At 68.5% G+C, this 22,640-nt stretch carries 19 protein-coding genes and 1 pseudogene; 11 read left to right on the top strand and 9 right to left on the bottom strand.

The features are described from left to right. The first annotated feature begins 157 nt into the window (after nucleotides 1-157). A complete protein-coding gene (locus MEBOL_RS20645) occupies nucleotides 158-643 on the top strand; it encodes a DofA protein (protein ID WP_245919964.1) in 486 nt (161 codons plus the stop codon). A 54-nt stretch (nucleotides 644-697) separates the two neighbouring features. On the opposite strand, the gene MEBOL_RS20640 is transcribed toward MEBOL_RS20645, so the two are convergent. Then, nucleotides 698-1,396: a class I SAM-dependent methyltransferase gene (locus MEBOL_RS20640; RefSeq protein ID WP_095979052.1), complete on the bottom strand. Its 699-nt coding sequence runs from the start codon at nucleotides 1,394-1,396 to the stop codon at nucleotides 698-700. 78 nt (nucleotides 1,397-1,474) lie between these two features. Beyond that, nucleotides 1,475-2,884, bottom strand: a complete 1,410-nt coding sequence (locus tag MEBOL_RS20635) for a hypothetical protein (RefSeq protein WP_245919962.1) — start codon at nucleotides 2,882-2,884, stop codon at nucleotides 1,475-1,477. A gap of 421 nt (nucleotides 2,885-3,305) precedes the next feature. Between MEBOL_RS20635 and MEBOL_RS20630 the strand changes: the two genes are divergently transcribed. Next, on the top strand, nucleotides 3,306-4,709 hold the full coding sequence (locus MEBOL_RS20630; RefSeq protein ID WP_095979051.1) for an NAD-dependent succinate-semialdehyde dehydrogenase: 1,404 nt from the start codon (nucleotides 3,306-3,308) through the stop codon (nucleotides 4,707-4,709). Between the two features lie 8 nt (nucleotides 4,710-4,717). Here the strand turns inward: MEBOL_RS20630 and MEBOL_RS20625 are convergent, their stop codons facing one another. Further along, nucleotides 4,718-5,974, bottom strand: coding sequence for a hypothetical protein (locus MEBOL_RS20625; protein ID WP_095979050.1), 1,257 nt, complete (start codon nucleotides 5,972-5,974; stop codon nucleotides 4,718-4,720). Nucleotides 5,975-6,261: 287 nt separating this feature from the next. Here MEBOL_RS20625 and MEBOL_RS20620 point away from each other — a divergent pair, with 287 nt between their 5' ends. Next, nucleotides 6,262-7,227 carry a COX15/CtaA family protein gene (locus MEBOL_RS20620; RefSeq protein ID WP_095979049.1) on the top strand — a complete coding sequence of 322 codons (966 nt, stop codon included), beginning with the start codon at nucleotides 6,262-6,264 and terminating at the stop codon, nucleotides 7,225-7,227. On the opposite strand, the gene MEBOL_RS20615 is transcribed toward MEBOL_RS20620, so the two are convergent. The 3 genes from MEBOL_RS20615 to MEBOL_RS20605 form a co-directional block, all read right to left on the bottom strand. Further along, nucleotides 7,220-8,041, bottom strand: coding sequence for an SIR2 family NAD-dependent protein deacylase (locus tag MEBOL_RS20615; protein WP_095979048.1), 822 nt, complete (start codon nucleotides 8,039-8,041; stop codon nucleotides 7,220-7,222). The two genes, MEBOL_RS20620 and MEBOL_RS20615, sit on opposite strands and share 8 nt — an antisense overlap. A 97-nt stretch (nucleotides 8,042-8,138) precedes the next feature. Further along, complete coding sequence (locus tag MEBOL_RS20610) at nucleotides 8,139-10,139, bottom strand: Kelch repeat-containing protein (protein ID WP_179956434.1); 2,001 nt, start codon at nucleotides 10,137-10,139, stop codon at nucleotides 8,139-8,141. A 114-nt stretch (nucleotides 10,140-10,253) separates the two neighbouring features. After that, entirely contained in the window at nucleotides 10,254-11,195 is a 942-nt protein-coding gene (locus tag MEBOL_RS20605; RefSeq protein ID WP_095979046.1) for a LysR family transcriptional regulator, read from the bottom strand. Between the two features lie 96 nt (nucleotides 11,196-11,291). Between MEBOL_RS20605 and MEBOL_RS20600 the strand changes: the two genes are divergently transcribed. Both MEBOL_RS20600 and MEBOL_RS20595 read left to right on the top strand, forming a co-directional pair. Further along, complete coding sequence (locus MEBOL_RS20600; RefSeq protein WP_095979045.1) at nucleotides 11,292-12,281, top strand: aldo/keto reductase; 990 nt, start codon at nucleotides 11,292-11,294, stop codon at nucleotides 12,279-12,281. A gap of 96 nt (nucleotides 12,282-12,377) precedes the next feature. Then, complete coding sequence (locus MEBOL_RS20595) at nucleotides 12,378-14,252, top strand: NAD(P)/FAD-dependent oxidoreductase (protein WP_095979044.1); 1,875 nt, start codon at nucleotides 12,378-12,380, stop codon at nucleotides 14,250-14,252. 8 nt (nucleotides 14,253-14,260) lie between these two features. On the opposite strand, the gene MEBOL_RS20590 is transcribed toward MEBOL_RS20595, so the two are convergent. Further along, nucleotides 14,261-14,779, bottom strand: a complete 519-nt coding sequence (locus tag MEBOL_RS20590; RefSeq protein WP_095979043.1) for a bactofilin family protein — start codon at nucleotides 14,777-14,779, stop codon at nucleotides 14,261-14,263. Nucleotides 14,780-14,913: 134 nt separating this feature from the next. Further along, a complete protein-coding gene (locus tag MEBOL_RS20585; RefSeq protein ID WP_095979042.1) occupies nucleotides 14,914-16,854 on the bottom strand; it encodes a vWA domain-containing protein in 1,941 nt (646 codons plus the stop codon). A gap of 301 nt (nucleotides 16,855-17,155) precedes the next feature. Here MEBOL_RS20585 and MEBOL_RS20580 point away from each other — a divergent pair, with 301 nt between their 5' ends. Continuing rightward, on the top strand, nucleotides 17,156-18,553 hold the full coding sequence (locus MEBOL_RS20580) for a ferritin-like domain-containing protein (protein ID WP_095979041.1): 1,398 nt from the start codon (nucleotides 17,156-17,158) through the stop codon (nucleotides 18,551-18,553). 19 nt (nucleotides 18,554-18,572) lie between these two features. Here MEBOL_RS20580 and MEBOL_RS20575 read toward each other — a convergent pair whose 3' ends face one another. Continuing rightward, the gene (locus MEBOL_RS20575) at nucleotides 18,573-19,211 is read right to left on the bottom strand and encodes a glutathione S-transferase family protein (protein WP_095979040.1); all 639 of its coding nucleotides are present in this window, start codon (nucleotides 19,209-19,211) and stop codon (nucleotides 18,573-18,575) included. Nucleotides 19,212-19,468: 257 nt separating this feature from the next. On the opposite strand from MEBOL_RS20575, the gene MEBOL_RS20570 reads away from it, so the two are divergent. From MEBOL_RS20570 to MEBOL_RS44250, 5 genes and pseudogenes are all read left to right on the top strand, one after another. Further along, nucleotides 19,469-20,185 (top strand): helix-turn-helix transcriptional regulator, encoded by a 717-nt coding sequence (locus MEBOL_RS20570; RefSeq protein WP_095979039.1) that lies wholly within the window; start codon nucleotides 19,469-19,471, stop codon nucleotides 20,183-20,185. A gap of 112 nt (nucleotides 20,186-20,297) precedes the next feature. After that, nucleotides 20,298-21,152, top strand: coding sequence for an NAD(P)H-binding protein (locus MEBOL_RS20565; protein ID WP_095979038.1), 855 nt, complete (start codon nucleotides 20,298-20,300; stop codon nucleotides 21,150-21,152). 29 nt (nucleotides 21,153-21,181) lie between these two features. Continuing rightward, nucleotides 21,182-21,943: a phytanoyl-CoA dioxygenase family protein gene (locus MEBOL_RS20560; RefSeq protein ID WP_157775300.1), complete on the top strand. Its 762-nt coding sequence runs from the start codon at nucleotides 21,182-21,184 to the stop codon at nucleotides 21,941-21,943. 351 nt (nucleotides 21,944-22,294) lie between these two features. Further along, nucleotides 22,295-22,378: pseudogene (locus MEBOL_RS44255) on the top strand (hypothetical protein); the annotation flags it as partial. 6 nt (nucleotides 22,379-22,384) lie between these two features. Continuing rightward, nucleotides 22,385-22,507, top strand: coding sequence for a hypothetical protein (locus MEBOL_RS44250; protein ID WP_483869362.1), 123 nt, complete (start codon nucleotides 22,385-22,387; stop codon nucleotides 22,505-22,507). Nucleotides 22,508-22,640 lie beyond the last annotated feature (133 nt).

The following is a 22,640-nucleotide window of genomic DNA, read 5'->3' as shown; positions in this document are numbered from 1 at the left end:
TCGCGTCCTTCTGACGGCCGAGAAGGGCTGTAGGCCTTGGGGAAGGGGCGGAGGCTCCCCAGATTGGCACCGCCTGTCGTCGCCGTGCCGGGCACGCCAGCCGCTCGACGTTTTCCGTCGCGCCTCCTGTACGGCCGCAGTCCTGGAGTGAGGGTCCATGTTCGCTACCGCCACCACCACCACCACCATCCCCGTCGCCCCTCCGAACTTCAAGACGGCGCTCATCAACCGTGTCTTCTTCATCCGGTGGGAGCAGCCGCCCAGCCCGCAGGAGATCCAGCTGGTGACGATGCGCTTTCGCGAGTCGTACGAGGCCCACCGCCAGCAGTTGTGCGTGGTCATCGTCACCGGCGCCAAGGCGCGCGTGCCCAATGGCGACCAGCGCAAGGCGCTCTTCAAGATGCTGGAGGACCACCGCAAGTACATCTGCGAGCTGCACCTGCTGATGGAGGGCAACGAGTTGCAGCACAACCTGCAGCGCATCATCGCCTCCGCGCAGCTCATCGTGACGCGCATCTACGACAGCAACTACGCGCGCCTGCACAAGGCGCCCGAGGACATCGCGCCGTTCCTCACCAGCCGGCTCAAGGCGGACGGCCACCGCATCATCCATGACGCACGCCTGCTGGGCGTGTTCCACTGACAGGTGTCCGCCCGGCGCACGCGGGGGGCTTCGAGGCCCCCCGCGCGCCAGGAATCAGCGCTCCATGCAGACGTAGTAGTTTTCCCCGTAGTAGTCGTCGTGGTCGGCCGCGAGCACGCGCGTGCACCCCAGCCGCCGCAGCTCCGCCACCAGCGCCTCGGGCTCGAAGAACGTCACCATCTCATTGGGGTCGGACACCAGCCGGCGCGTGAGGTCCACGTGGTAGGCGGTGGCCTTTTGCAGGGCCTCGTCCCAGCGCCCCTCGGCCTTCCACTCCTCGATGGACTGCTCCATCACCTTGCGCAGGTCCGGCCGGCGCCGGGGCCCCGCGGAGATGAGGCGGCCGCCCGGCTTGAGGTGCGCCAGGCTCTCGCGCAACACCGCCTCGGGCTCGCGCACGTAGAAGAGGACGTTGTTGAGCACCACCGCGTCCGCGCCGCCCACCGCCCGCGAGGGGAAGACGCGCACGTCGCCCTCGAGCACCGTCCAGCGCGCGCGCGCCTCCTCGGACGACTGGGCCTGCTTGCGCAGCGCCACCGCGAGCATGCCCGGGTTGTTGTCGAACCCCACCACGGTGGAGCCCCGCGCCACGAGCGCCTCGCTCACCAGCCCCGTGCCACACCCGGCGTCGATGACGTAGGCGAGGCCTTGGGTGTCGCGAAGAATCTTGTCCACCATCCGCCGGTAGCAGTTGAGCTGGGAGCAGATGGCGTCATAGCTCCAGGCGAATTCACTCCAGATGTTGTCGACCACGGGGGCCCTCGGTGTCGTCCGGGCGCATCCCGGACCCGAGGGCCAATCTATGTCCGCGTCCAGCGCCGCGAAGGCCGCTCAGTGGCGCTTCATCCAATTGTAGATGGGCTCCCACACCCGCTTGGCCGCATCGTCCGCCAGCCACAGGTCCGCGTGGCCGAACTCCGCCGGGCGCCCCGACTCATTCTTCACCAGCAGCGCCGTCACGTCCTGGCTGCCCAGCAGGTTCTTGGCCGCGTACACCCCATAGGCGCCGAAGCCGCCCTCCGCGCCCACGTAGAGCACCGGCACCTTCACGTCCTTGAGGAAGTCGTCGTAGGGCAGGTTCTTCTTGCCGCACAGCAGCTGGTCCCCCTCCACCATCTCCGTGAAGCTCTGGTAGGGATGCGCCGAGCTCAGGAAGTCGAAGAACCGCCGGTCCCCCACGTACCGCAGCCCGGTGAGCGAGCCGCTCGCGTCGAAGCTCCCGGCGGCGAAGTGGTAGAAGGGCACGGAGGGGTTGACGTTGTTGGCCGCGTCGGTGAGGAAGGAGAAGGTGGCGGCGCCCACGGCGCGGCCCAGGTCGCGGAAGGGCAGCGCCGGCAGCGGCGCCGGAGCGGTGACGTCCGGCATGGCGATGGCCGCCTCCCCCACCGACATGATGGTGACGCCCGCGCCCGGGCCCGACAGGCTCCCCTCGTAGCGCCCCTGGGCCAGGAACTGCTCACCCATCTGGGCGCGCGTGCAGGCCCACTCGCGCTGCTGGGCCGCCTCGGGGCCGAACTTCACCGCCATGTCCACCGGGATGAAGCCGCTCACGTTGCGCTGCGGCTTGGGCAGCCGCGCCTCCGTGTTCATATAGGCGTAGCCCACCTGCGCGCCGCGGCTCCAGCCCAGCAGGTGCATGGGGGCACCACCGCTGCCCGTCAAAAGGCGCATCGAGCGCGCCACCGACAGACCCGAGCCCACGTCCTGGGCGTGCGTCCCCAGGTTCCAGTTCTTCATGAAGGTGAAGTCCTGCGTGGCCGCCGGCACCTGCGTCCAGCGCAGGTCGATGCCCCACACGTCCACGCCCTTGCCCGCCAGATACACCGCGACCGAGTCATCCTTGGAATCGCTCGTCAGCGTGCTGGACATGAACGCGCCACGGAAGTCCCACGCGTCGCCGTGCACCAGGAAGGCCGCGTCGGACGAGGGCACCGGGAACCAGGGCAGCCACTCGCGCACCACCCGGTGCAGCACCACCACGTCATGCGCGCCCGGGCCCACCTGCAGCCGCAGGCTGTAGTGGTAGACGTCCCCCTTGATCCACTCGCGATCGAAGCCCGTCAGGAAGCGGGCTCCGGGGGTGCTCGACAGGCAATCCGCGCACGCGGTGACCTGGAGCATCGACTGCTGGTGGACCCCGATCTCGGCCGCCTCGACGGGCGCCTCGGAGAAGGAGGTCTCGGCACCGCATCCAAACGTCATCAGGGCGAGGGGCAGGATGTGGCGAAGGTTGAAGCGCATGAAATCCTCAAGAAAAATTACTTCTGAAATGATGAAGCAAGCCTACTGCCAAGCTCCCGTTCCAGTCGCACAAGAACAGAGCAGGATTCGAGCCAACTCCCCAACCCCTTGAAATCACAGGGAAATGCCTGACACCTGACCGTCAGGAGTGAAACAGGACGTTCTCACTAAACAATAGAAAGCCTGATTTTCAGAGGGAACCGGTTTAACGGTTCAAAATTGAAACACCGCACTTCAGGAATGATACACCAACCCGAATCCACGGACAAACAGGAAGACCCGTGTATTTCCGGAAAAAGCCGGAGCCCGGTCGCCGGGTCCAGGACTGGGCGACACCCGCGAGGGCCGACGCCGCTTGTCCGTTCTGAACGCCGGGTCCAGATTCCAGGGCTCCCCGAGAAGGAGCCGAGAAGGAGACGCCATGCCCTTCGCCACCGTGGATCCCCGCACGGGCCAGACCCTGAGCACCCACGCCCCCCATTCCCAAGAGCACGTGGAGACGAGGCTTATGCGCGCCGAGGAAACGTTTCGCGCGCTGCGCGACACCTCGTTCGCCGAGCGCGCCCGGTGGATGAAGCGGGCGGGCGAGTTGCTGGAGGAGGAGGCGGAGGCCCACGGGCGGCTGATGACGCGGGAGATGGGCAAGCCGCTCGCGGCCGCGCGCGCCGAGGCCCAGAAGTGCGCCGCCACCTGCCGCTACTACGCCGAGCACGCCGAGCGCTTCCTGGCGGATGAGGCCGTGGACCTGACGCCGGACACGGGCTTCGTGCGCTACCAGCCGCTCGGGCCCGTGCTGGCCATCATGCCGTGGAACTTCCCCTTCTGGCAGGTGGTGCGCTTCGCCGCTCCGGCGCTCATGGCCGGCAACGTGGGGCTGCTCAAACACGCCCCGAGCGTGCCCGGCTGCGCGCTCGCCCTGGAGGAGTTGTTCCTGCGGGCGGGCTTTCCCCCGGGGGCCTTCCAGGCGCTGTTCGTGGAAGTGGAGGGCGTGCGCCGGCTCATCGAGGATTCCCGCATCAAGGCGGTGACGCTCACCGGGAGCGAGGGGGCGGGCCGGGACGTGGGGGCACGGGCGGGCGGGCAGCTCAAGAAGGTGGTGCTGGAGCTGGGCGGGAGCGATCCCTTCGTGGTGCTGCCGAGCGCGGACCTGGACGCGGCGGTGGACGCGGCGGTGAAGGCGCGGCTCATCAACAACGGGCAGTCCTGCATCGCGGCCAAGCGCTTCATCGCCCCCGAGCCCCTCTACGCCGAGTTCGAGCGCCGCTTCGTCGAGCGCATGCGGCGCGTGGTGGTGGGAGACCCGTACGCGCCCGGCACGGAGCTGGGGCCGCTCGCCCTGGCGCACATCCGCGACGGCCTGCACGAGCAGGTGACGAGGAGCGTGGCCGCGGGCGCCCGGCTGCTGCTCGGAGGACAGAAGCCCGAGGGGCCTGGCTTCTGGTATCCGGCCACGGTGCTGGCCCAACCGCCTCCGGGCAGTCCCGCGCACCGCGAGGAGCTGTTCGGCCCGGTGGCCGTGCTCTTCCGGGCGAAGGACACCGAGGACGCGCTGCGCATCGCCAACGACACGCCCTACGGGCTGGGCGCCACGGTGTGGACGCGGGACGAGGCGGAGCGGGAGCGCTTCATCGACGGGCTGGACGCGGGCACGGTGTGCGTCAACGGCATGGTGGCGAGCGACCCCCGGCTGCCCTTCGGCGGGGTGAAGCACTCGGGCCACGGCCGGGAGCTCGCGCGCCACGGCCTGCTCGAGTTCCTCAACATCAAGACGGTGCGCGTGACGGCGCCGCCCCGCGCCCCCGCCCCGTCACGGGCCAACGAGTAGGCCGGGCGTCAACGCGTGGGGACGCGGCTCCGCGAGGGGCCGGCCCCGTCGCTGTTGACCTCCTCCACGGCGCTGGCCACCGCCTCCATCTCCAGGCCCAGCTGCTCCACGCTCTGGCGCAGGCCCGCGCCCGCCACGTCCACGTTCGCCGCGTCCGCCGAGCGCACCCGCAGCACCTGCGTGTAGAGGCTCTCCAGCGTGTAGTACAGGCGCATGTGCTCGGCCTCCAGCCGAGAGGCCGACGTGGCCAGCTCCGCGCGCTGCCTCCGCTGCTCGTCGAGCAGCCGGAGCGCGTTCTCCAGCCGCTCCTTCACCACCGCGTCCCCCTCGGACGCCACCCGCGCGGACAGCCGCGCGCGCTCCTCCTCCAACCGGCGCTCCTCCTCGGGCGGGCTCAGCGCGCGCAGCTCCCGCTCCCGCCGCGCCAGCTCATGGCAGCTCTTGCGCAGCCCCTCCACCGTCTGCTCCGGCTGGTGCACCACGTCCCGCAGGATGGCCGGGCCCGCGCGCAGCTCCGCGAGCAGCTTGTCACACAGCGCGTCCACCCGCGCCCCGCGGGGATCCTCGGCCTCGCGCGGCACCTCGTGGGGCGCCTCGTGCCTCGAGCCCTCGCCGCTCTCCAGGGCCTCACGGGGCGCCGAGGCCTCCAGCCAGGCCCGCTCCCGCTCCCGCGCACGGCCGAGAATGCCCGCCGCCGACGAGCCCAGCCCGAGCGCCACGAAGATGAGCCACCAGTGCGGGGAGAAGACGGCCATCCCCAGCATCACCAGCGCGGCCATCGCGAACACCCACCCCTGGAAGGGGTTGGCCCGGGCTGCCTCGCGCAGCCGCTCCTTCCGGACCCGCTCGCGCTCCCGGCGAGCCTCGCGCCGCTCGCGCCGCAACTCCTTGCGGCGCTGCTTGCGCTCCACGCGATCGGCCCACTTCTCCACCTTGGGTGCGTTGCGCCGCGCCCATTGCTCCACCCCGTGCGCCTGGTGCTGCACCCACCGCTCCACGTCCCCGGCCCGCTGCTCCGCCCACGCCTCGAAGTCCCGGGCCTGCCGCTCCGCCTTCTCCTCCCAGTCCCGGGCCCGCTGCTCCGCCTTCGCTTCCCAATCCCTCCGCGAGGCCCGTGCCCACCGCTCACGCTCCCGGGCCTCGTAGCGCTCCCACTGCTCCATCCACCGGGCGTGGTGCTTATGCCCCTCGGCGAGCGCTTCCATCATGCGCCGCAGGTGCTTCTGCAGAGGAGAATCGGGCGGAGGAGGGTGTGTTGGAGCCATGGGAGTCTCCCGTACGGCTCATCCTGCCCACGAATGCCTCCAAAAAAAACGCCCGCGGGCCGAGTTGGGGGGGTCCTCGACCCACGGGCGCTCCGAACGCCGAAGCGTCCAGCTCGTGAAATCCGTCGATGGCCAGCACCCTAACCCTCGACCACATTCCGAGGCAAATAAAATTTTCCAATAACACTGTCGAATCGGTCGGATGACCCGCGAGAAGGCGGCCAGGGGCGGGCGGACGAGAGCGGCAGGGCAAGCCGGAGCGAAGTGAGTTAGGGAGAGAGGCGCCGATGAGCGCCACCAAGTCCTCCCGTGCCTACCGCGTCTTCAGCTGGTTCACCCTCGCCTACACGCTGGCCGTGGTGCTGTGGGGCGCCTTCGTGCGCGCCACGGGCTCCGGGGCCGGGTGTGGGGACCACTGGCCCGTGTGCAACGGCGAGGTGGTGCCGCGCGCGCCCAACCTGCAGACGCTCATCGAATACACCCACCGGCTGACGAGCGGGCTCGCGTTGGTGTTCGCGGTGGTGCTGTGCGTCTGGGGACTCCGGGCGCATGCCAAGGGCCACCCGGTGCGCAAGCCCGCGGTCTTCTCGCTCGTCTTCATGCTGACGGAGGCGGCGGTGGGCGCGGGGCTGGTGCTCTTCAAGATGGTGGCCGGCAACGAGTCCATCGCCCGGGCCTTCTGGATGGCGGCGCACCTGCTCAACACCTTCCTGCTGGTGGGCGCCATCGCCCTGACGGCCTGGTGGGCGGAAGGACGCGAGCGGCTGTCCTGGCGGCGCCAGGGGCTCACGGGCGGCCTGTTGCTGGGAAGCCTCGCGGGCCTGCTGGTGCTGGGCGTGAGCGGCGCCATCGCGGCGCTGGGCGATACGCTCTTTCCCGCCACCAGCCTCGCGCACGGCTTGAGCCAGGACGTTTCCCCCACGGCGCACCTGCTCCTGCGCCTGAGGGTGCTGCACCCGGTGCTCGCGGTCCTCGTCGGCGCGGGCGTGGTGTTCTCCGCGGCCATGGTGGCCCGGCTGCGGCCCTCGCCCGCGGTGCGGCGCGGGGCCCTGCAACTCGGGGTGCTCTATGGACTGCAACTGCTCGCGGGCACGGTGAACGTGGTGCTGCTCGCGCCCGTGTGGATGCAGCTCGTGCACCTGCTGCTCGCGGACCTGGTGTGGATCGTCCTCATCCGCCTGTGCGCGGCGGGACTGGCGCTGGGCGTGCCCCGGGCGGACGTGAAGGTGCGCGCCGAGCCGTCCCTCACCTGAGCCGCGCGTCGATGGCGCTCAGGGCCTCCAGGGCCGTCATGGGCAGACCGATGGCGCCCCGGGGCACCTCGGACTCGCGCACGTTGATGCGGATGAGCGTGCCCAGCCGGGCCGCCGCGTGCTCGCAGAAGCGCCGCACCGAGGGGATGGCCGTGCCCGCGCCACACTCCACCACCGCCAGCGAGCCGGGCTCCACCGTGGACAACCACCGCTCGAGCCGCCCCTCCTGCACCTGGCTGCGCGAGTCGTCCCACCACCCATCCCCGAACATGAGGATGTTGGGCCGCACGAGCGAGCCACACCGGGGACAGGCCGGCAGGGGCTCCCGCGCGCGGAAGCTCTCCGCATCCACGCTCACGGTATAGGGCGCGGCGGAGCCCAGCTCCTCACAAGGTCCCAGACACTGCGTGTGGTGGATGGAGCCGTGCGCTTCCAGGACGCGCTCCTCGGGAAAGCCCGCCTTCTGGAAGTGGCCGTCGACGTTGGAGGTGAAGACGAAGGCGCCATGGGGCATGCGCTCGGCCCAGTCGCGCAGGAGCGTGAAGCCCGCGTGGGGCGCTGTCGCCCGGTACAGCTCGAGCCGGTGGCCGTAGAAGCCCCAGGCGAAGGCGGGATCCTTCTCGAACCAGTGGGGATTGGCCATGGACGCGAAGTCGAGTCCGAGCTTCGCGTACGCGGGATAGGCCTTCCAGAAGCCCTCGGTGCCACGGAAGTCGGGCAGTCCCGAGTCCACGCCCATGCCCGCCCCGGCCCCGACGAGGAGCGCCTTGGCGGAGCGGAGGACGTCGGCGGCCCGATTCAAATCCTGATGCATTCGCCCATCCTACCCGTTCACGGCACCCCGACGAACGGTCGAGGTGCCCGAGGGTACAACCCGAGACGAACGCCCGTCGGGCGCCCACCGCGTCATGTCACGGCGTGTAGAACTCGCTGGAGGACTGGTCGTGGTTGCTGACACCGCCGGCGGCGAGCACCGTGCCGTTGGGCAGCAGCGTGGCCGTCTGGCCGTAGCGGTCCACGTTCATCGCGAACGTCTCGCTCCAGGTGCCAGTGGCCGGGTCATACACGTCCGACGCCGTCTGAATCCCCGTGGCCTGGTGGTAGCCACCCGCCACCAGCACCTTGCCGTTGGGCAGCAGCGTCGCCGTGTGCGAGCGCCGCGGCTGCTTCATGCTCCCGGTGAAGCTCCAGGTGCCCGTCGCCGCGTCGTACAGCTCCGCCGACGCGCTCTGGGCCGGGTCGATTCCCGCCCCGCCCGTCACCAGCACCTTGCCTCCCGCCAGCGCCGTGGCCGTGTGGTAGCCGCGTCCCAGCTTCATGTCCCCCACGAAGGAGAAGCGGCCCGTCGCCGGGTCATACACCTCGGCCGTGGCCAGCGCCGTGCCCGAGGCATTGAAGCCTCCCGTCACCAGCACCTTGCCGTCCGGCAGCGTCGTGGCCGTGTGGTGGGCTCTCGCCTGGGACAGCGAGCCGGTGTACGTCCAGCTGTCGCTCGCGATGTCGTACACCTCGGCCGTGGCCAGCGCGTCCTCTCCGTACTCGCTGCCGTCTCCTCCAACGACGAGCACCTTGCCGTTGCCCAGCAGCGTCGCCGTGTGGTGGTAGCGCTGCTGCAGCGTGTTGCGCGCCCCCTTCCACCGGCCCGCCGACGGCACGTACAGCTCCGCGGTGATTCGGGTAATCGGGCACTCGCCTCCGCCCACAATCAGCACCTGGCCGTTGGGCAGCTTCGTCGCCGTGTGGCCCCGGTGGGTGGTGAGCGTGCTGCCCGTGGCCGTCCACTCCCCCGTCTGCTCGTCATACAGCTCCGCGGACACGTTGAAGCCTCCGGCCACCAGCACCCTCCCGTCGTCCAGCAGCGTCGCCGTGTGCTGCAGCCTCGGCAGCGCCATGTTCCCCGTCATCGTCCATCCGCCCGAGGGCTCCTCCGGCGGCACGGGCGCGCAGTCGTCGCGGCCATCGAGGTTCGCGTCCCCACAGATGCCGGGATCGAACGGCTCGGGGTCGTCCTTGGAGGGCACGCCGTCGTCATCGGGATCCGCGCTCGGGTCCAGACCACAGGTGCTGTTGTTGACGGGGCTGACCAGCGTGAACCGGCCGTGCGGCTGGGAGCTGGTGTAGAAGCCGAACTTGCCGATGGGGAAGGAGCCCGAGATGTCGAACTGGAGCACGCCATCCACCCAGACGCGGATGTTTGAGGGCGTGTAGGCCATGGTCACCAGGTAGGTCCGCTTGTCCTGCCAGCCTGCGGACCCCAGGGTCTTCGCCCGCGCCAGCTCGGTGATGCCGCCCGTGTGCGGCCAGAAGTTCCCGAGCCCGTCATGACCCTTGGGGGCGATGATGCCCTTCACCCGGCTCAGGGCCATGCCCACCTTGCCCACTTCCCCGGAGTCGAGGGTCTGGTTGGCCTGCTTCCAGTCGAACAACATGAAGTCGGCGTTGGGATTGGTGACGTCCCCCCGCTCGAACCCCACCACCCAGCCGATGAAGTCATCGTCGTCGGTGGTCTCCACCGCCAGCTCGAACGACAGCGTCGTCCCCGCCGCCGGGAGCGTGCTCATGTAGATGGTCGGATCGGAGTTGGTGCTCTGGCGCACCGTCAGCTTGTCCGCGCTGATGGTCCAGTTGGGATTCGGAGCGCTGCCCTTCCAATGGTCCGTGAAGTCCAGGGAGAAGTTGGAGTCCACGCACGCGTAGCCCTCCTCGACCTGGCACTGGCTGTTGCAGCCATCGCCATTCTTCACGTTCCCGTCGTCACACCCCTCACCCGCGCTCCGGTTGCCATCTCCGCAGATGGCCGCGGTGGCGGCGGCGGACGCCTCGCCGAAGGACGCGGCGTCACTCTCATCGATGGCCCCTCCACAGCCAGTGCCCATCAGGCCCAGCAGGGTGAGGCAAACCCAAGCGCGCAAGTGCTGCATCTGGAGACCCCTTCTCGAGGATGTCCCGGGACCTCCAACGTCCCGAAGCAGCACCACTTAAGCAGGCTTTACCATTTAGTCAAACTATTACAGTACGGACGCAAATCACGGCGTGGCGGGGGACGTGGCCACGAAGGCGTGTGCCTCGGCGAACTCCTCGCGGAACACCTCGACGATCCAATCCACGAAGACGCGCACCCGCGTGGGCAGCCGCCGGGTGGGCGCGTACATGACGAAGAAGGGCAGCGGCGGCGCGCTCCAGTCCGGCAACACCCGCTGGAGCTGTCCGTCCGCCAGGAGTTGCCGCACGGGGGCCGAGGCCGGCACCTGCAGCAGCCCCTGGCCCGCGACCGCCAGGGCCAGGGAAATCCCAGCATCGTTGGTCGCCACGCGATGCGGCAGGTGCAACACGAAGGTCTGGTCTCCCCGCTGGAAATCGACCTCGAACGCCTTGCCGGTCCGCCGGGAGATGAAGTTCACGAAGACATGTCCCTCCAGCTCCTCGGGTGAGCGCGGCGGGCCATGGCGCCGCAGGTAGCCCGGCGCCGCGCAGGTGATGACGGGCGTCTCCCCCATCTTCCGGGCCACGAGGCTCGGGTCATGCACCTCGCCGCCCCGGATGACGCAGTCGATGCCCTCGGCCACCAGGTCCACGACCCGGTCGGTGCAGCCCAGCTCGAGCGTGATGCCCGGGTAGCGCTCGATGAAGTCCCCCAGCCGGGGCGCGAGGACATGCCGGCCCATCGAGGTGGGCACGTCGACGCGCAGCCGCCCCTTGGCGCTCGCGCGGTCCTGGCCGAGCGAGCCCTCCAGCTCCTCGAGCTCGCGCAGCAGCCGGCCGCACTCCTCGAGGTAGTGCGCGCCCTCCGGGGTGAGCGACACCCGGCGCGTGGTGCGGTGCAGGAGCTTCACGCCCAGGCGCGCCTCGAGCGCCTGCACCCGGGTGGTGGCACTCGCCTTGGGCAGGCCCAGTTGCCGGGCCGCCTCGGTGAACGAGCCCGTCTCCGCCACCCGGAGGAACAGCTCCATCGCCTCGAGCCGGTTCATTCGTTTCCCCTGAACAATGCGTTCGGATGTCGAGGATTTATCCCGGCGAAGGCGAACAGTACATCTCTCCCATCTCGCAGCCCCCTGGAGCACACCATGAACGACCACCCCCTTCGCCGCCTCGGCCGCACCGGCCCGGAAGTCTTCCCCCTCTCGCTCGGCTGCATGGGCATGTCCGGCATGTACGGGCCCGCGAGCGAGGCCGAGAGCATCGCCACCATCCACGCGGCGCTCGAGCGCGGCGTCACGCTCTTCGACACCGGTGACTTCTACGGCATGGGCCACAACGAGCTGCTGCTCGGCCGGGCGCTCCAGGGACGGCGCGACCAGGCGCTCATCTCCGTGAAGTTCGGCGCGTTGCGCGGGCCGGATGGGGCGTGGCTGGGCTACGACTCGCGCCCCGTGGCGGTGAAGAGCGCGCTCGCCTACACGCTCAACCGCCTGGGCGTGGACCACATCGACATCTACCGGCCGTCGCGGCTCGACCCGGCCGTCCCCATCGAGGACACCCTCGGCGCCATCGCCGACTTGGTGAAGGCGGGCTACGTGCGCGCCATCGGCCTGTCCGAGGTGGGCGAGGACACCATCCGCCGCGCCCACGCGGTGCACCCCATCGTCGACGTGCAGCTCGAATACTCGCTGGTGAGCCGCGGCATCGAGGCGAAGATCCTCCCCACCCTGAGGGAGCTGGGCATCGGCGTGACGGCGTACGGCGTGCTGTCGCGCGGGCTGCTCAGTGGCTCCAAGCCCCAGGGCCCCAAGGACTTCCGCTCCCACCTGCCCCGCTTCACGGGAGAGGACGGCGAGAAGAACCAGCGGCTGGTCGCGGCGCTCGACACGCTGGCACGGCGCAAGGGCGTCACCGCGTCGCAGCTCGCGGTGGCCTGGGTGCTGTCGCGGGGCCAGGACATCGTGCCCGTCATCGGCGCGCGCAAGCGCGAGCAGCTCACCGAGTCCCTGGGAGCGCTCGACGTGACGCTGTCCGCGGAGGACATCCAGGCCCTGGAGGCCGCCGTGCCCGCGGAGGCCGTCGCCGGCACCCGCTACGCCGCCAGCCAGATGAGCGCGCTCGACAGCGAGCGCTGACGCCCTCCGTGGATGTGTCTCGTGCGGCCGGGTGGGATTCCGGTAACCTCGCGCGGCCAACGAAACGGCTCATCACGAGCGGAGAAGGGGCACGCCATGGAGCAGGTTGCACGGGAACAGTCGCGGACCACCGAGGCGGACGTGGCCATCATCGGCGCGGGAATCGTCGGCCTCTTCAACGCCCTGCAATACGCGAAGCGGGGGTTCCAGGTCACCCTCCTCGACAACGCGCGGGGACAGAAACGCAGCTTCAAGGTGGGCGAGTCGTTCCTCATCTTCACCAACCCCTTCCTGCGCACGGTGGGCGGGCTGGATGCATTCGCCGGAGAGTGCTTCCCCAAGCACGGCGTGTGGTTCACCCACGGCCTGGAGCACGCCCAGCGCTTCGAGGCGACGTCCGAGTGGGGTGTCCACGCGGATCCTCCGCACTACCTGTACGAGCAGGCCAAGGACAAACGCTACTTCCGGGCCGCGCTCATGGACGTGCAGATCGTCCGGCCGGAGGCCGAGGACGTGATGCGCGAGTCCCTCCGGGCCTTCCCCAACGTGCGCTTCCTGGACACCGTGAAGGTCCGCGACGTGGTCATCCAGGAGGAGGAGGGCCGGCCCCACGAGCTGAGCTGGGTCTGTCAGGCCACGCGGCAGGAGGGGACGGTGCGGGCGCGGTGGGTGCTGGACTGCTCGGGGCGCAACCGCCTGCTGGCCAAGAAGCGCCAGCACACCGTCGAACTCAACGACGGCTTCCAGACGACGGCCGTCTGGGGACAGTTCGAGGGCATCACCGACGACCTCTTCGGCGAGCCGTGGGTCCACACGTACGCCGACGGGGATCAGACCTCCCGGGATCTCCATACCCTCCACCTGTGGGGCGAGGGCTATTGGATCTGGGTCATCCGCCTGTCCAAGGGGCGCATCAGCGTCGGGGCGACGTTCGACCAGCGCAAGCCACCGCCGGGAGAGACGCCCGAAGCCCAGATGTGGGCGCTCTTCAATCGCCATCCTCCGCTGGCCAAGGTGCTCTCGAAGGAGCGGATGCTCGAGTTCCGCATGTACCGCGACGTGCAGTACATGACCGACACCTTCGTCAGTCCGAGGCGCTACGGCATGGTGGGGGACGCGGCCTCCATCGTGGACGCCTACTACAGCCAGGGCATCTCGCTGGCGCTGGTGAGCTCGTGGCACATCGCCAACCTCGTCGAGCAGGACCTGAGGGGCGAGGGGATGGACCGGGAGTACCTCGAGCGGGTGAACGAGGCGACGCGGCAGGACTGGCACATCATGCGCAACATGATCCGCGAGAAGTACACGGCGGCCATCGCGGACAGCCGCTTCTTCGTGCTCTCGCACATGCTGGACCTGTCCATCTTCTGGTCCGCGGGCGCCTCCCGGTCGCGCATCGCGCGCTGGCTGGTGGAGACGGACGGCGACACACGCCGCGAGACGCCCGAGCTGCGGGAGCTGCGCGAATACCTCTCGCGGCACATGTTCTACTCCCAGACGAAGCCCTGGCACTGGCTGTCGCCGGAGCGGGTCCAGCGGCTCCAGGGGCACCTGCAGGCGGGCATCGGCGAGCGGGCGCGCTGGCGCCTCGAGCACGGCGTGCGGGTGCCGGTGCTCAAGGCCATCGTGCGGCTGGCGGCCCCCGTGCCCCAGCTGTGGAAACTGCCCTTCCTGCGCGGCCAGGAGCAGGCGGATCTCTCGGCGGAGGACTTCGTCCACCCGGAGAAGTTCCTCGAGCGCGTCCCCGCGTGGTTGCGCCGGCTGCTGCCCGCCTCGCCGTCGGAGCGGCTCTCCCGAGCCATCGCCTTGCGCGGCCAGACGCTGCTGGCGCTCTTCCTGCTGGGCTACGCGTACGACTGGGCCGACACCGAGGTGCACAAGCTCCTGCTCCAGCTCGGACTGCTCGAGCCGGCGCCCCAGGAGGGCCCCGGAGCCGAGCCCGTCTCCCCGCACGAGGCGCGTGTGGCGTAAGAATCACCTCAGTCCGCGGTGATACGCAGCGTGCAGTGGGCGAAGCCCTTGCCCGAGAAGAGCTGGCCCATGAACAGCTGGATGGGATCCTCGCCATTGACCTGGAGGGACAGCTCGTTCTTCTCGCCGAGCAGCGTCGCGCCCGGAGCGGCGTGAACCCGTCCACCCAGGGCGGACACCTCTCCTTCGAGGATCGCGCCCTCGGCGACCTGGACATCGCCCCCGAGCGCGGCCACCTTTCCCAGCACCCGGGCGCCCGCCTCCACGGTGACGTTGCCCCGCATCGCCACCACGTCCTTCACCGTGGCACCCGCTCGCACCACCACGTCTCCATCCAGCGCCACCGCGTCGTGCGTCCGCTGGTCTCCCTCGACCAGCAGCTTCACTCCCCGGGAGACCAGATCCCCCTTCTTGACGCTGATGGAGCAGGTGGAGTCATGCAACGCGGCGCCTCCCCGGTCTTCCGCCAGGGCGGGCATGGCGAGTAGGAGGACCGCGAGGAAGGAATGCACGATCGAAGACGACATGGAGACGACCCCTGGAGCGAGAGGATCCGCACGACCTCGCGGTTCCTCGTCTACGGCCCACGCCCCAGGCCATTGCGTCGCGATCGCGTCACGCCCCCCGGAGTGACAGGAGGCGCGCGGCGAGTTTCAGCGCTTTAGTGGCCGCCGGCCTCGTCCTGCTCCACGTATTCCTGGCAGCAGCAGAACTCGGTCGTGGTGGTCGTGCTCGACTTGCTGCCGCAGATCACCTTCTCCAGGAGGTCCTGGAAGCCGTTGAGCGCGTCCTTGGCGGTGAACGCCTTGCCGCCGGTCTCGGACGCGGCGCGCGCGAACTCATCCTCCAGCGCCTTGCGATGCTTCTCCTTCGCGCTGCTCGTCCCGAGGTACGTATGGAGCCGGACATCGCCCTTCTTGGCGACCTCGATGGCGCGGTTGGCGACGTCGATGTCTTCTTGATCGACGTTGCCGCCGCCCTCGAACGCCTCGTCACCGAGGAAGAAGACCGCGCGCTTGGCGCCGGGCCGCCAGTCATAGTGGGTGACGACGTCCTCGATGGCGCGAGCCCCGTCTTCCTGCGCGCCGCCACCAGACACCGTGCCCTTCTTGCGCCCCCGCAGCGCGGCCTCGTCCGCCTTGGCGGTGCCGACCAGGTAGTTCTTGACCGTGGTGTCGAAGCGCGTGTTCTTGAACGTCCCTTCGATACCCAGGTACGTGACGCGCAGGTCCGAGGGGCACTTGGTCTTGGCCGCCTCGATGGCCGCGCCGACCGCCTGGTTCAGCGCGTCGGCCTCGTCCTTCATCGAGACGCTGGAGTCGATGACCACGACCAGGTCGACCGCGGGAATGGTGCTGCTCTCCTCCGTGACCGAAGTCCCCGCGGCCAGCTTGGGAAAGTCGATCGTCTTGTTGAGATAACTCTGTGGGCCTTCGCCGCCGATTCCGGTGAGCTGGGCCGGCAGGGTGGTGTCCGCGGTCAGGCTGCAGATGCCCTTCGCCGGGGAGCCAGTCACGAACGTGAAGCGCTTATCCTTGTCGTCCTGGTTGAAGTAGAACGTCTGGACATTGGACTGGTTGATCGTACCGACGATCTTGTCGTGGTAATAGAACGCGGTCAGCTTGGGCTCCCCGCCGTCGGCCGGGGTCTCATAGGTGAAGCAGCCCTTGCCCGCGATCGAGCCGTCCGGGTTCTTCACGGTGAAGGTATAGCTGGTGGTGGACCCAGGCTTCTTTCCAGGATTGTCCTTGATCACAACGGTGGGCTTGGAGGGCGGTGCCTCGGCCTTGGGCGGCTCGGCATGCGCGGGCTGGCGAGGGAATGCGGAGGCGACATACAGACCCGAATTCTCGACGCGCGGCGACCGGTTGTTGCCCACCGGGAAGATGTCATAGCTCAGGTGCAACGTCTTGTAGCCAGCCGCGTCGAGCCGCACCAGGCCCATCACGGTGTCGATCGAATTGGCCATGCCGCCGGGCGCCGGCTTGTTGGTGCCCTGCAGCACGCCGTTCGTGAGGCTCAATTGCGCGCTGGGCTGATTGCCACCCGCGACAACGGGGGCCGCGCCGCCGTTGAGCAGTTTCCAGCCCTGCGGGCTCGCGGCGCCGCCGTCGGCGAGCGTGCCAGTGATGGTGACCACCGTCTTGGCATAGGTCAGACCCGCGTAGATATCGCTCACGCCGATGAGCGTATTGGCTCCCGCGACGCCGTCCTTGCCCCCGACCTTCGAGCCCTTGTACCGGGAGAAGTCGAGTTCGATCGTGAAGTTGTTCTGAGCGCCCGTGAACTGCCTGTTCGCCTGCATGCGCACCGCGTTGACGCGGGTGGACGCCAGGCCCGTCTGCTCATTCTTGCCGAACGAGGCGGCGCCAGTGCCGTCATTGATTGAACCGTGCGGGGCCACGCCTCCGTTGTTCCAATCAAAGGTGCCGTATCCGGATTTGACGCCGAATCGGATGCCAATCTCCCCACCCAGTCCGTCGGGGATATAGCGCCACTGGTTCCAGTCGCCGGAGCCACTCCACCTGTACCCCGAGGGGTCCCAGAACACCAGGTCGAGTCCTTCGGCGGAGGAGGATTGGGTATTGGGTGTTTGTGACATGATGCGGGATCCTTTGGCGGCTTGAACACAGCGGAAGAAGAGATATCGCCTGGGTGAAGCTTCAGGTTCAGCGCGCATCAGGTAGACCCGTCGGGCCGCATGCGCTATCGAAATAGGACCAGGGTCCAACCCAAGTGAGCGCTGGCAGACATCTCAAAACATAAGAAGGATGGACTGCCTGTTGAAGGCGAGGACGAGGGCGGAGGGGCCGTTGAGCCATCCCATTCTCCGTCTGGGTTTCGCGTGGCGCCTCATGCATCCGCGCTACATTTCCGGAGCCCCCCTGCATTCAGGAGTCCTCATGCATCCGTCCCGACTGCGACTGCTCTTCGCCCGTACGCTCCGCGCCTCTCTCGTCACGCCCCTGGTCCTCACGGGAGGTGGAGGCATCGCCGCGGCCTCTGACAAGCCGCCCGCTCCGCGTGAAGCAACCCGTCAGAAGCAGGACAAGAAGACTCCCGCGAAGGGTCCAACGGGCTACGTCCTGCCCGCCTGTGACGATGACGGTCTCGCGGTGAGCGGCCTGAAGCCGGCGGAGCCCTCGGACTTCGTGCAGTTGCGGCGCATCGACCGCTACCCCCATGGGGGGAAAAAGCTCAAGGACACCGCGACGTCCTCCTCGGGCACCGCCTGCGCGACAGCCACGCACCCGGAGGAATGCAAGTCGGCGCTCGAACACCTCGACCCCTCCCGGGGCTTCCGCGAGCGATGCGAACCCATGTGCGTCTCTTATTACCTCGCCCTCACGCGAGGCGATGAAGTGGCCGCGTACACGTCGTTCGAAGCGCTCAAGCGCTACCTCGGGTCCATCGACACGGCCCCGGAGGCCGTGCTGCTCGCCTTCGCCAACGGGCTCGACGTGACCTGCGATTCCTTGGAGCAAGGCGCGGTGAAGACCCTTCGGGATGGCTCCTTCCAGGTGGTCGGCACCCAAGGACACACCTGCTGGGAAGAATCCTCCCTGTACCAGGTCACCCTGAAGGTCACCGCGAAGGCCGAACTCACCGAGGTCCGTCGCACGTTGCTCAAGCCGAGAGACCCCAACTGTGGCGTGGGCCGCCGGCCCGACGGACTGCACGCCGCCGGGAATGTGGACTGCGACAGCGCCCTGGGCCGCCACTTCGCCCAGGCCGCGCACCTGGAAGCGGCCTCCATCCGGGCCTTCCTCCGGCTGCGCGAGGAGCTCGCCCGGCATGGCGCCAACGAGGCCCTGTGCGACGCGGCCCTGGCGAGCGCCGTGGACGAGGTGCGGCATACGGAGGAGAGCACTCGCCTGGCGCGGCGCTTCGGCGCGCTCCCTCCCCGGCTCCAGGTGGAGGAGCCGCCCGCGCGCTCCCTGTTCGAGGTGGCCCTGGAGAACACCGTGGAGGGCTGCACGCGCGAGACATACGGCGCGCTGGTGGCGCACCACCAGGCACTGCACGCACGAGACGAGGACATCCGCGGCGTCATGTCGCGCATCGCCGAGGACGAGACGCGTCACGCCGAGCTGTCCTGGGCCATCGATCGCTGGGCCCACGAGCGGCTGTCGGAGCCGGAGCGTGCCAGCCTGCGGCGCGCGCGGCGTCAGGCGGTGGAGACGCTGCGCGAGGAGCTCGCCCAGCCGCGCGACGCGGACCTCGTCGCCCAGGCGGGCCTGCCCACCCCGGAAGTCGCCGCGTCCTTCCTGTCCGCGCTCGAGCGGGAACTCTGGGCCTGAGCGCGAAGATCAGCAGCGGTCAGCGCTTGCCCGCGCCGCCCACCTGGACAGGCCCCCCGCGCGCAACGGCGCGCTGGAAGGCGGGACGGGCGTGCAATCGCTCCAGGTAGGCGCCCAGGGGCGCGAAGGAATCCAAAAGGCCCGAGGGCCGCGCCGCCTCCAACACGAAGCTCATCTGGATGTCCGCGGCGCTGAACGCGTCGCCCAGCAGGTAGGGCCCCTTCTCCAGGGCTCCGGCGATGTAGCTCAGGTGGTTCGTCATCTCGCCGGAGATGCGCGGCTTGAGCGGCACGCCCGCCTCGCCCAGCCGTCCCATGTAGATGCCGAGGATGAACGGCAGCATGGCCGAGCCCTCGGCGTAGTGCAGCCACTGCACATAGGTGTCGTACTCGGCCGAGTCCGGCGCGGGCGCCAGCCGTCCCTTCCCGTGGTGGCGCACCACGTAGTCGATGATGGCCCCCGACTCGGCGAGCACCCGGCCCCGGTCCTCCAGCAGCGGGGACTTGCCCAGCGGATGGATCGCCTTGAGCTCGGGAGGCGCGAAGCCCGTCTTCGGATCGCGAGGGTAGGTAACAAGCTCGTAGTCGAGTCCCAGCTCCTCCAGGAGCCAGAGGATGCGATGCGAGCGGGAATTGACGAGGTGGTGCAGTTTGAGCATGGGCGCAGGATGGCCCAGACCACCCCATCCCTCACAAGGCAGCGCCCGCGGCGTCCGTGGAAAAGGCCACACGGCGCCTTCCCCCGAGCCATGGTGCCCCGCGAGCGGCTCGAGGCACTCCGCGGGCCGCCGCACAGGCCGCGTTCGACGCGGATCCCGATTCCATGTGGAACTGGCCGCGCCTCCGGATCAGGATGATTGCAACACCGTGCGGGAGTGCGGCGTGCACCTCCGATTCTCTTGGCTCACGTGACAGCATGGACAGGACTCTTCGCCTCTTCGGACTCATGGACTCCCTGCGCCGACGCCGCCAACCCGTGACGGCGCAGGCGCTCGCCAAGGAGCACCGCGTCTCCCAACGTACGGTGTATCGAGACATTCAGATGCTCCAGAAGCTCGGAGCACCGATTGGAGGCGAAGCTGGACTGGGCTACGTCCTCCGTCCTGGTTTCTTCGTGCCACCGCTGATGTTCTCCGTGGAAGAGCTGGATGCGGTCGTGCTGGGAGCACGCTGGGTCGAGCAACTACCGGACAAGGAGTTGGCGGCCGCTGCCACGAACGCCCTGGCCAAGCTTGGAGTGGCGATTCCAGGCGAACTCGCGGAGCGGATCGCTGACACGGGGTTGTGGCCGGTCGCTCGCGCTTCCGACCCGAGCACGGAACCGCTACTCAAGCTCGTCCGGCGCGCGATGCGCGAGGAACGAGGCCTCTCCATCCAGTACAAGGATCGGGCCGGCGCGATATCGCAACGTGTCGTTCTCCCGGTGCAACTCGCGTACTTCGAAGCGAGACAAGTCTTCGCGGCGTGGTGCTGTACACGCAGCGCGTTCCGTCACTTCCAGTTGGAGCGCGTTCTGCACGCGGAGCTGACCGAACAGCGCTTCCACGAGCGCCGCGTCGAACTCGCGCGACAGTGGTTCGAGGAGTTCGAGGCGGACTTCGCGCAAGGGAAATCGGACCGAGAGATGCCCTGAAGCGACCTACGCCGAGAGCGGACGCCGGCTACTGACACATTCTGTCTCGATGCTGTCGTACCAGACCCGGTGCCGCCCGGTGAGGCGGCGAAACCCGATTCTGGAGCCGCCCATGTTGGAGATCCCCAAGGAGACGTCCCCAGCTCGCCGTACGATTCTGGTCACCGGCGCGACCGGAGCCGTCGGCCGGCACCTCGTCCACCAACTCGCCGCCGCCGGCCACCGCGTTCGCGCGCTGTCGCGGCGCCCCGCCCAGGCGAACCTACCGCGGGAGATCGAAGTCGTTCAGGGTGACCTCTCGGACGCGGCTTCGCTCGTGCATGCGTTCGCGGGCGTGAGTGCCGTCCATCTGATCACCTTCACCGGTGACAACGGTGAATCCCTGTCGAACGGAGACGAGCTCATCCGGCTCGCCGAGCGGTCGGGCGTCCGAAACGCCACGGTCCTGGGAGGTTGGGACGAGACGTCCGTTGAGCAAGCGCTCCGAGGAAGCACCATCGGGTGGACTCGGCTGGAGCCGGTCGAGTTCATGGCGAACGCGCTGGAGTGGGCGGCGAGCATCAAGGAAGAAGGTGTCGTCCGCATGCTCGCGACATGGCCTAGCGCGGTCGTGCACGAAGCCGACATCGCGGCGGTGGCCGCCGTGGCGCTGACGCAGGAGGGACACGAAGGCAAGCGCTACTCCCTGAGCGGTCCGCAGGCGCTCACCCCCGCGGAACGAACCGCGTTCATCGCGACGGCGGTGGGCCGTCCCATCGCCTTCGAGACGCTGAGCGAAGAGCAGGAGCGCGAGCGCCTCCGCTCCTACGGCTACCCAGAGGATTACGTCGAGTTCGGCATCCAGCTGGCCAGAAATCCACCGGCACAGGCGGCCAGCGTCGTTCCTACCGTCGAGCAAGTAACGGGACGTCCTGGCCGCACCTTCGCCTCCTGGGCGATCGAGAATGCCCACGCGTTCCGCGCATGAGCAGCCCCAAACGTCACGGGAGGAGCCCGATGTATTTGAAAGCCAGCGATATCACCCAGTACCAGAGGGAGGGCTTTTTGAAGGTCCCTCAAGTGCTCACCCCCGCGGAAGCGGCCGGGTTTCTCGAAGAGGCCACGGCGATGCTGTCCCGCGACAAAACCCTTCACTGGCCATCGGGAAAGGGGCTGGTCATGGACTGGGTCCCGGACGCGGAGCGCGAGAGCGCGACCATGCGTCGCCTGGCGCTCCATCCCGTCATTACCGGCATCGCCGAAGCGCTTGCCGGCCGGTCGCTGCGTCTGTTCAAGTCGGAGCTCCTGCGCAAAGCGAGCACTGGCTCGACGGAGACCCCTCCGCACATCGACGAGTTCGCGCTCCCCATCAGCGGCGCTCCGGTCACCCTCACCGCATGGGTGGCGCTGGTGGACGTCCCCGAGGAACGCGGGTGCATGAGCTTCTGGCCCGGCTCGCACCGGGTGAAGGTCGTCGACGAGGCGCAAGACCTTGCTTCACACCCCGAGCTGATGTTCCTGCCTCGGGTCACGCTCCCGCTCCGTGCTGGTGATTGTACGTTCCATCACGCACGAACAGTGCATTCGGCCTATGCAAACGAGACACACACGACACGGATCTCCCTCGCCACGGTCTACATGGATGCGGGAGCAAGGTTCGAACCCCGGACGTTCTACGGCGAGGGGCTGACTGACGACCTCTCCCGCCGCCTGGCCACCATGAAAGCGGGCCAAGAGCTATCCGGTGATCGCTTTCCCAAAATTCGCTGGGAAGACTGAGGTTGCTCCGAACTCCCTGACAGTCTGCTTCGACTCCTACCGGAAGAGGCTCTTAGCCGATTTACGAGGTATGCCCATTAAAACGGCTCAGGCTCATCAGGAGCGGTGACTCGGTTGGCCATGGCGATGCCTCCGCCACCGAAGTGGATGAAGCGGGCGATGTCCTGGTGGCGGCGCGCTTCGCTGGCACGGTGGATATCGATGGAACCATGCTCACGACCACGACATCGTGGAACCCGAATGTCTTCATCACGAAGCTCGCGGGCACCACGGGCAGCGCGCGCTGGAGCCAGCGCATGAAGGAGTCGACAGGGGGGAGTAACAACAAGCCGCTCCTGAAAGCCGCGGGGGCTGGCACGGTGTTGGTGCACGGGGGGACTTTTCAATCGGACGGCGGAGGTGTACGACCCGGGCACGGGCACATGGAGCGCGGTCGGCCCCATGACCACGGCTCGCTATAGTCACACGGCGACGCTGCTCCTCAACGGCAAGGTGCTCATCTCGGGAGGCCAGGACCACTCGCAGAGCATTGAGTTCGAGATAGCGGAGCTGTACACGCCCTGAGCCTTGTGAGTCATTGGCATTAACGACAGATACGTGACCGGGGCCCGGCACACGGGCTCCTCCGACGGGGTACGGCGAACACCTACGCTGAACCCGCCACGACAGGCGCAGGTCACCCACCGGACGTTCTAGC

The organism is Melittangium boletus DSM 14713 (assembly GCF_002305855.1).
Lineage (GTDB): Bacteria > Myxococcota > Myxococcia > Myxococcales > Myxococcaceae > Cystobacter > Cystobacter boletus.
The sequence above is the reverse complement of the archived record's forward strand: the minus strand, read 5'-3'. Positions and strand labels throughout refer to the sequence as shown.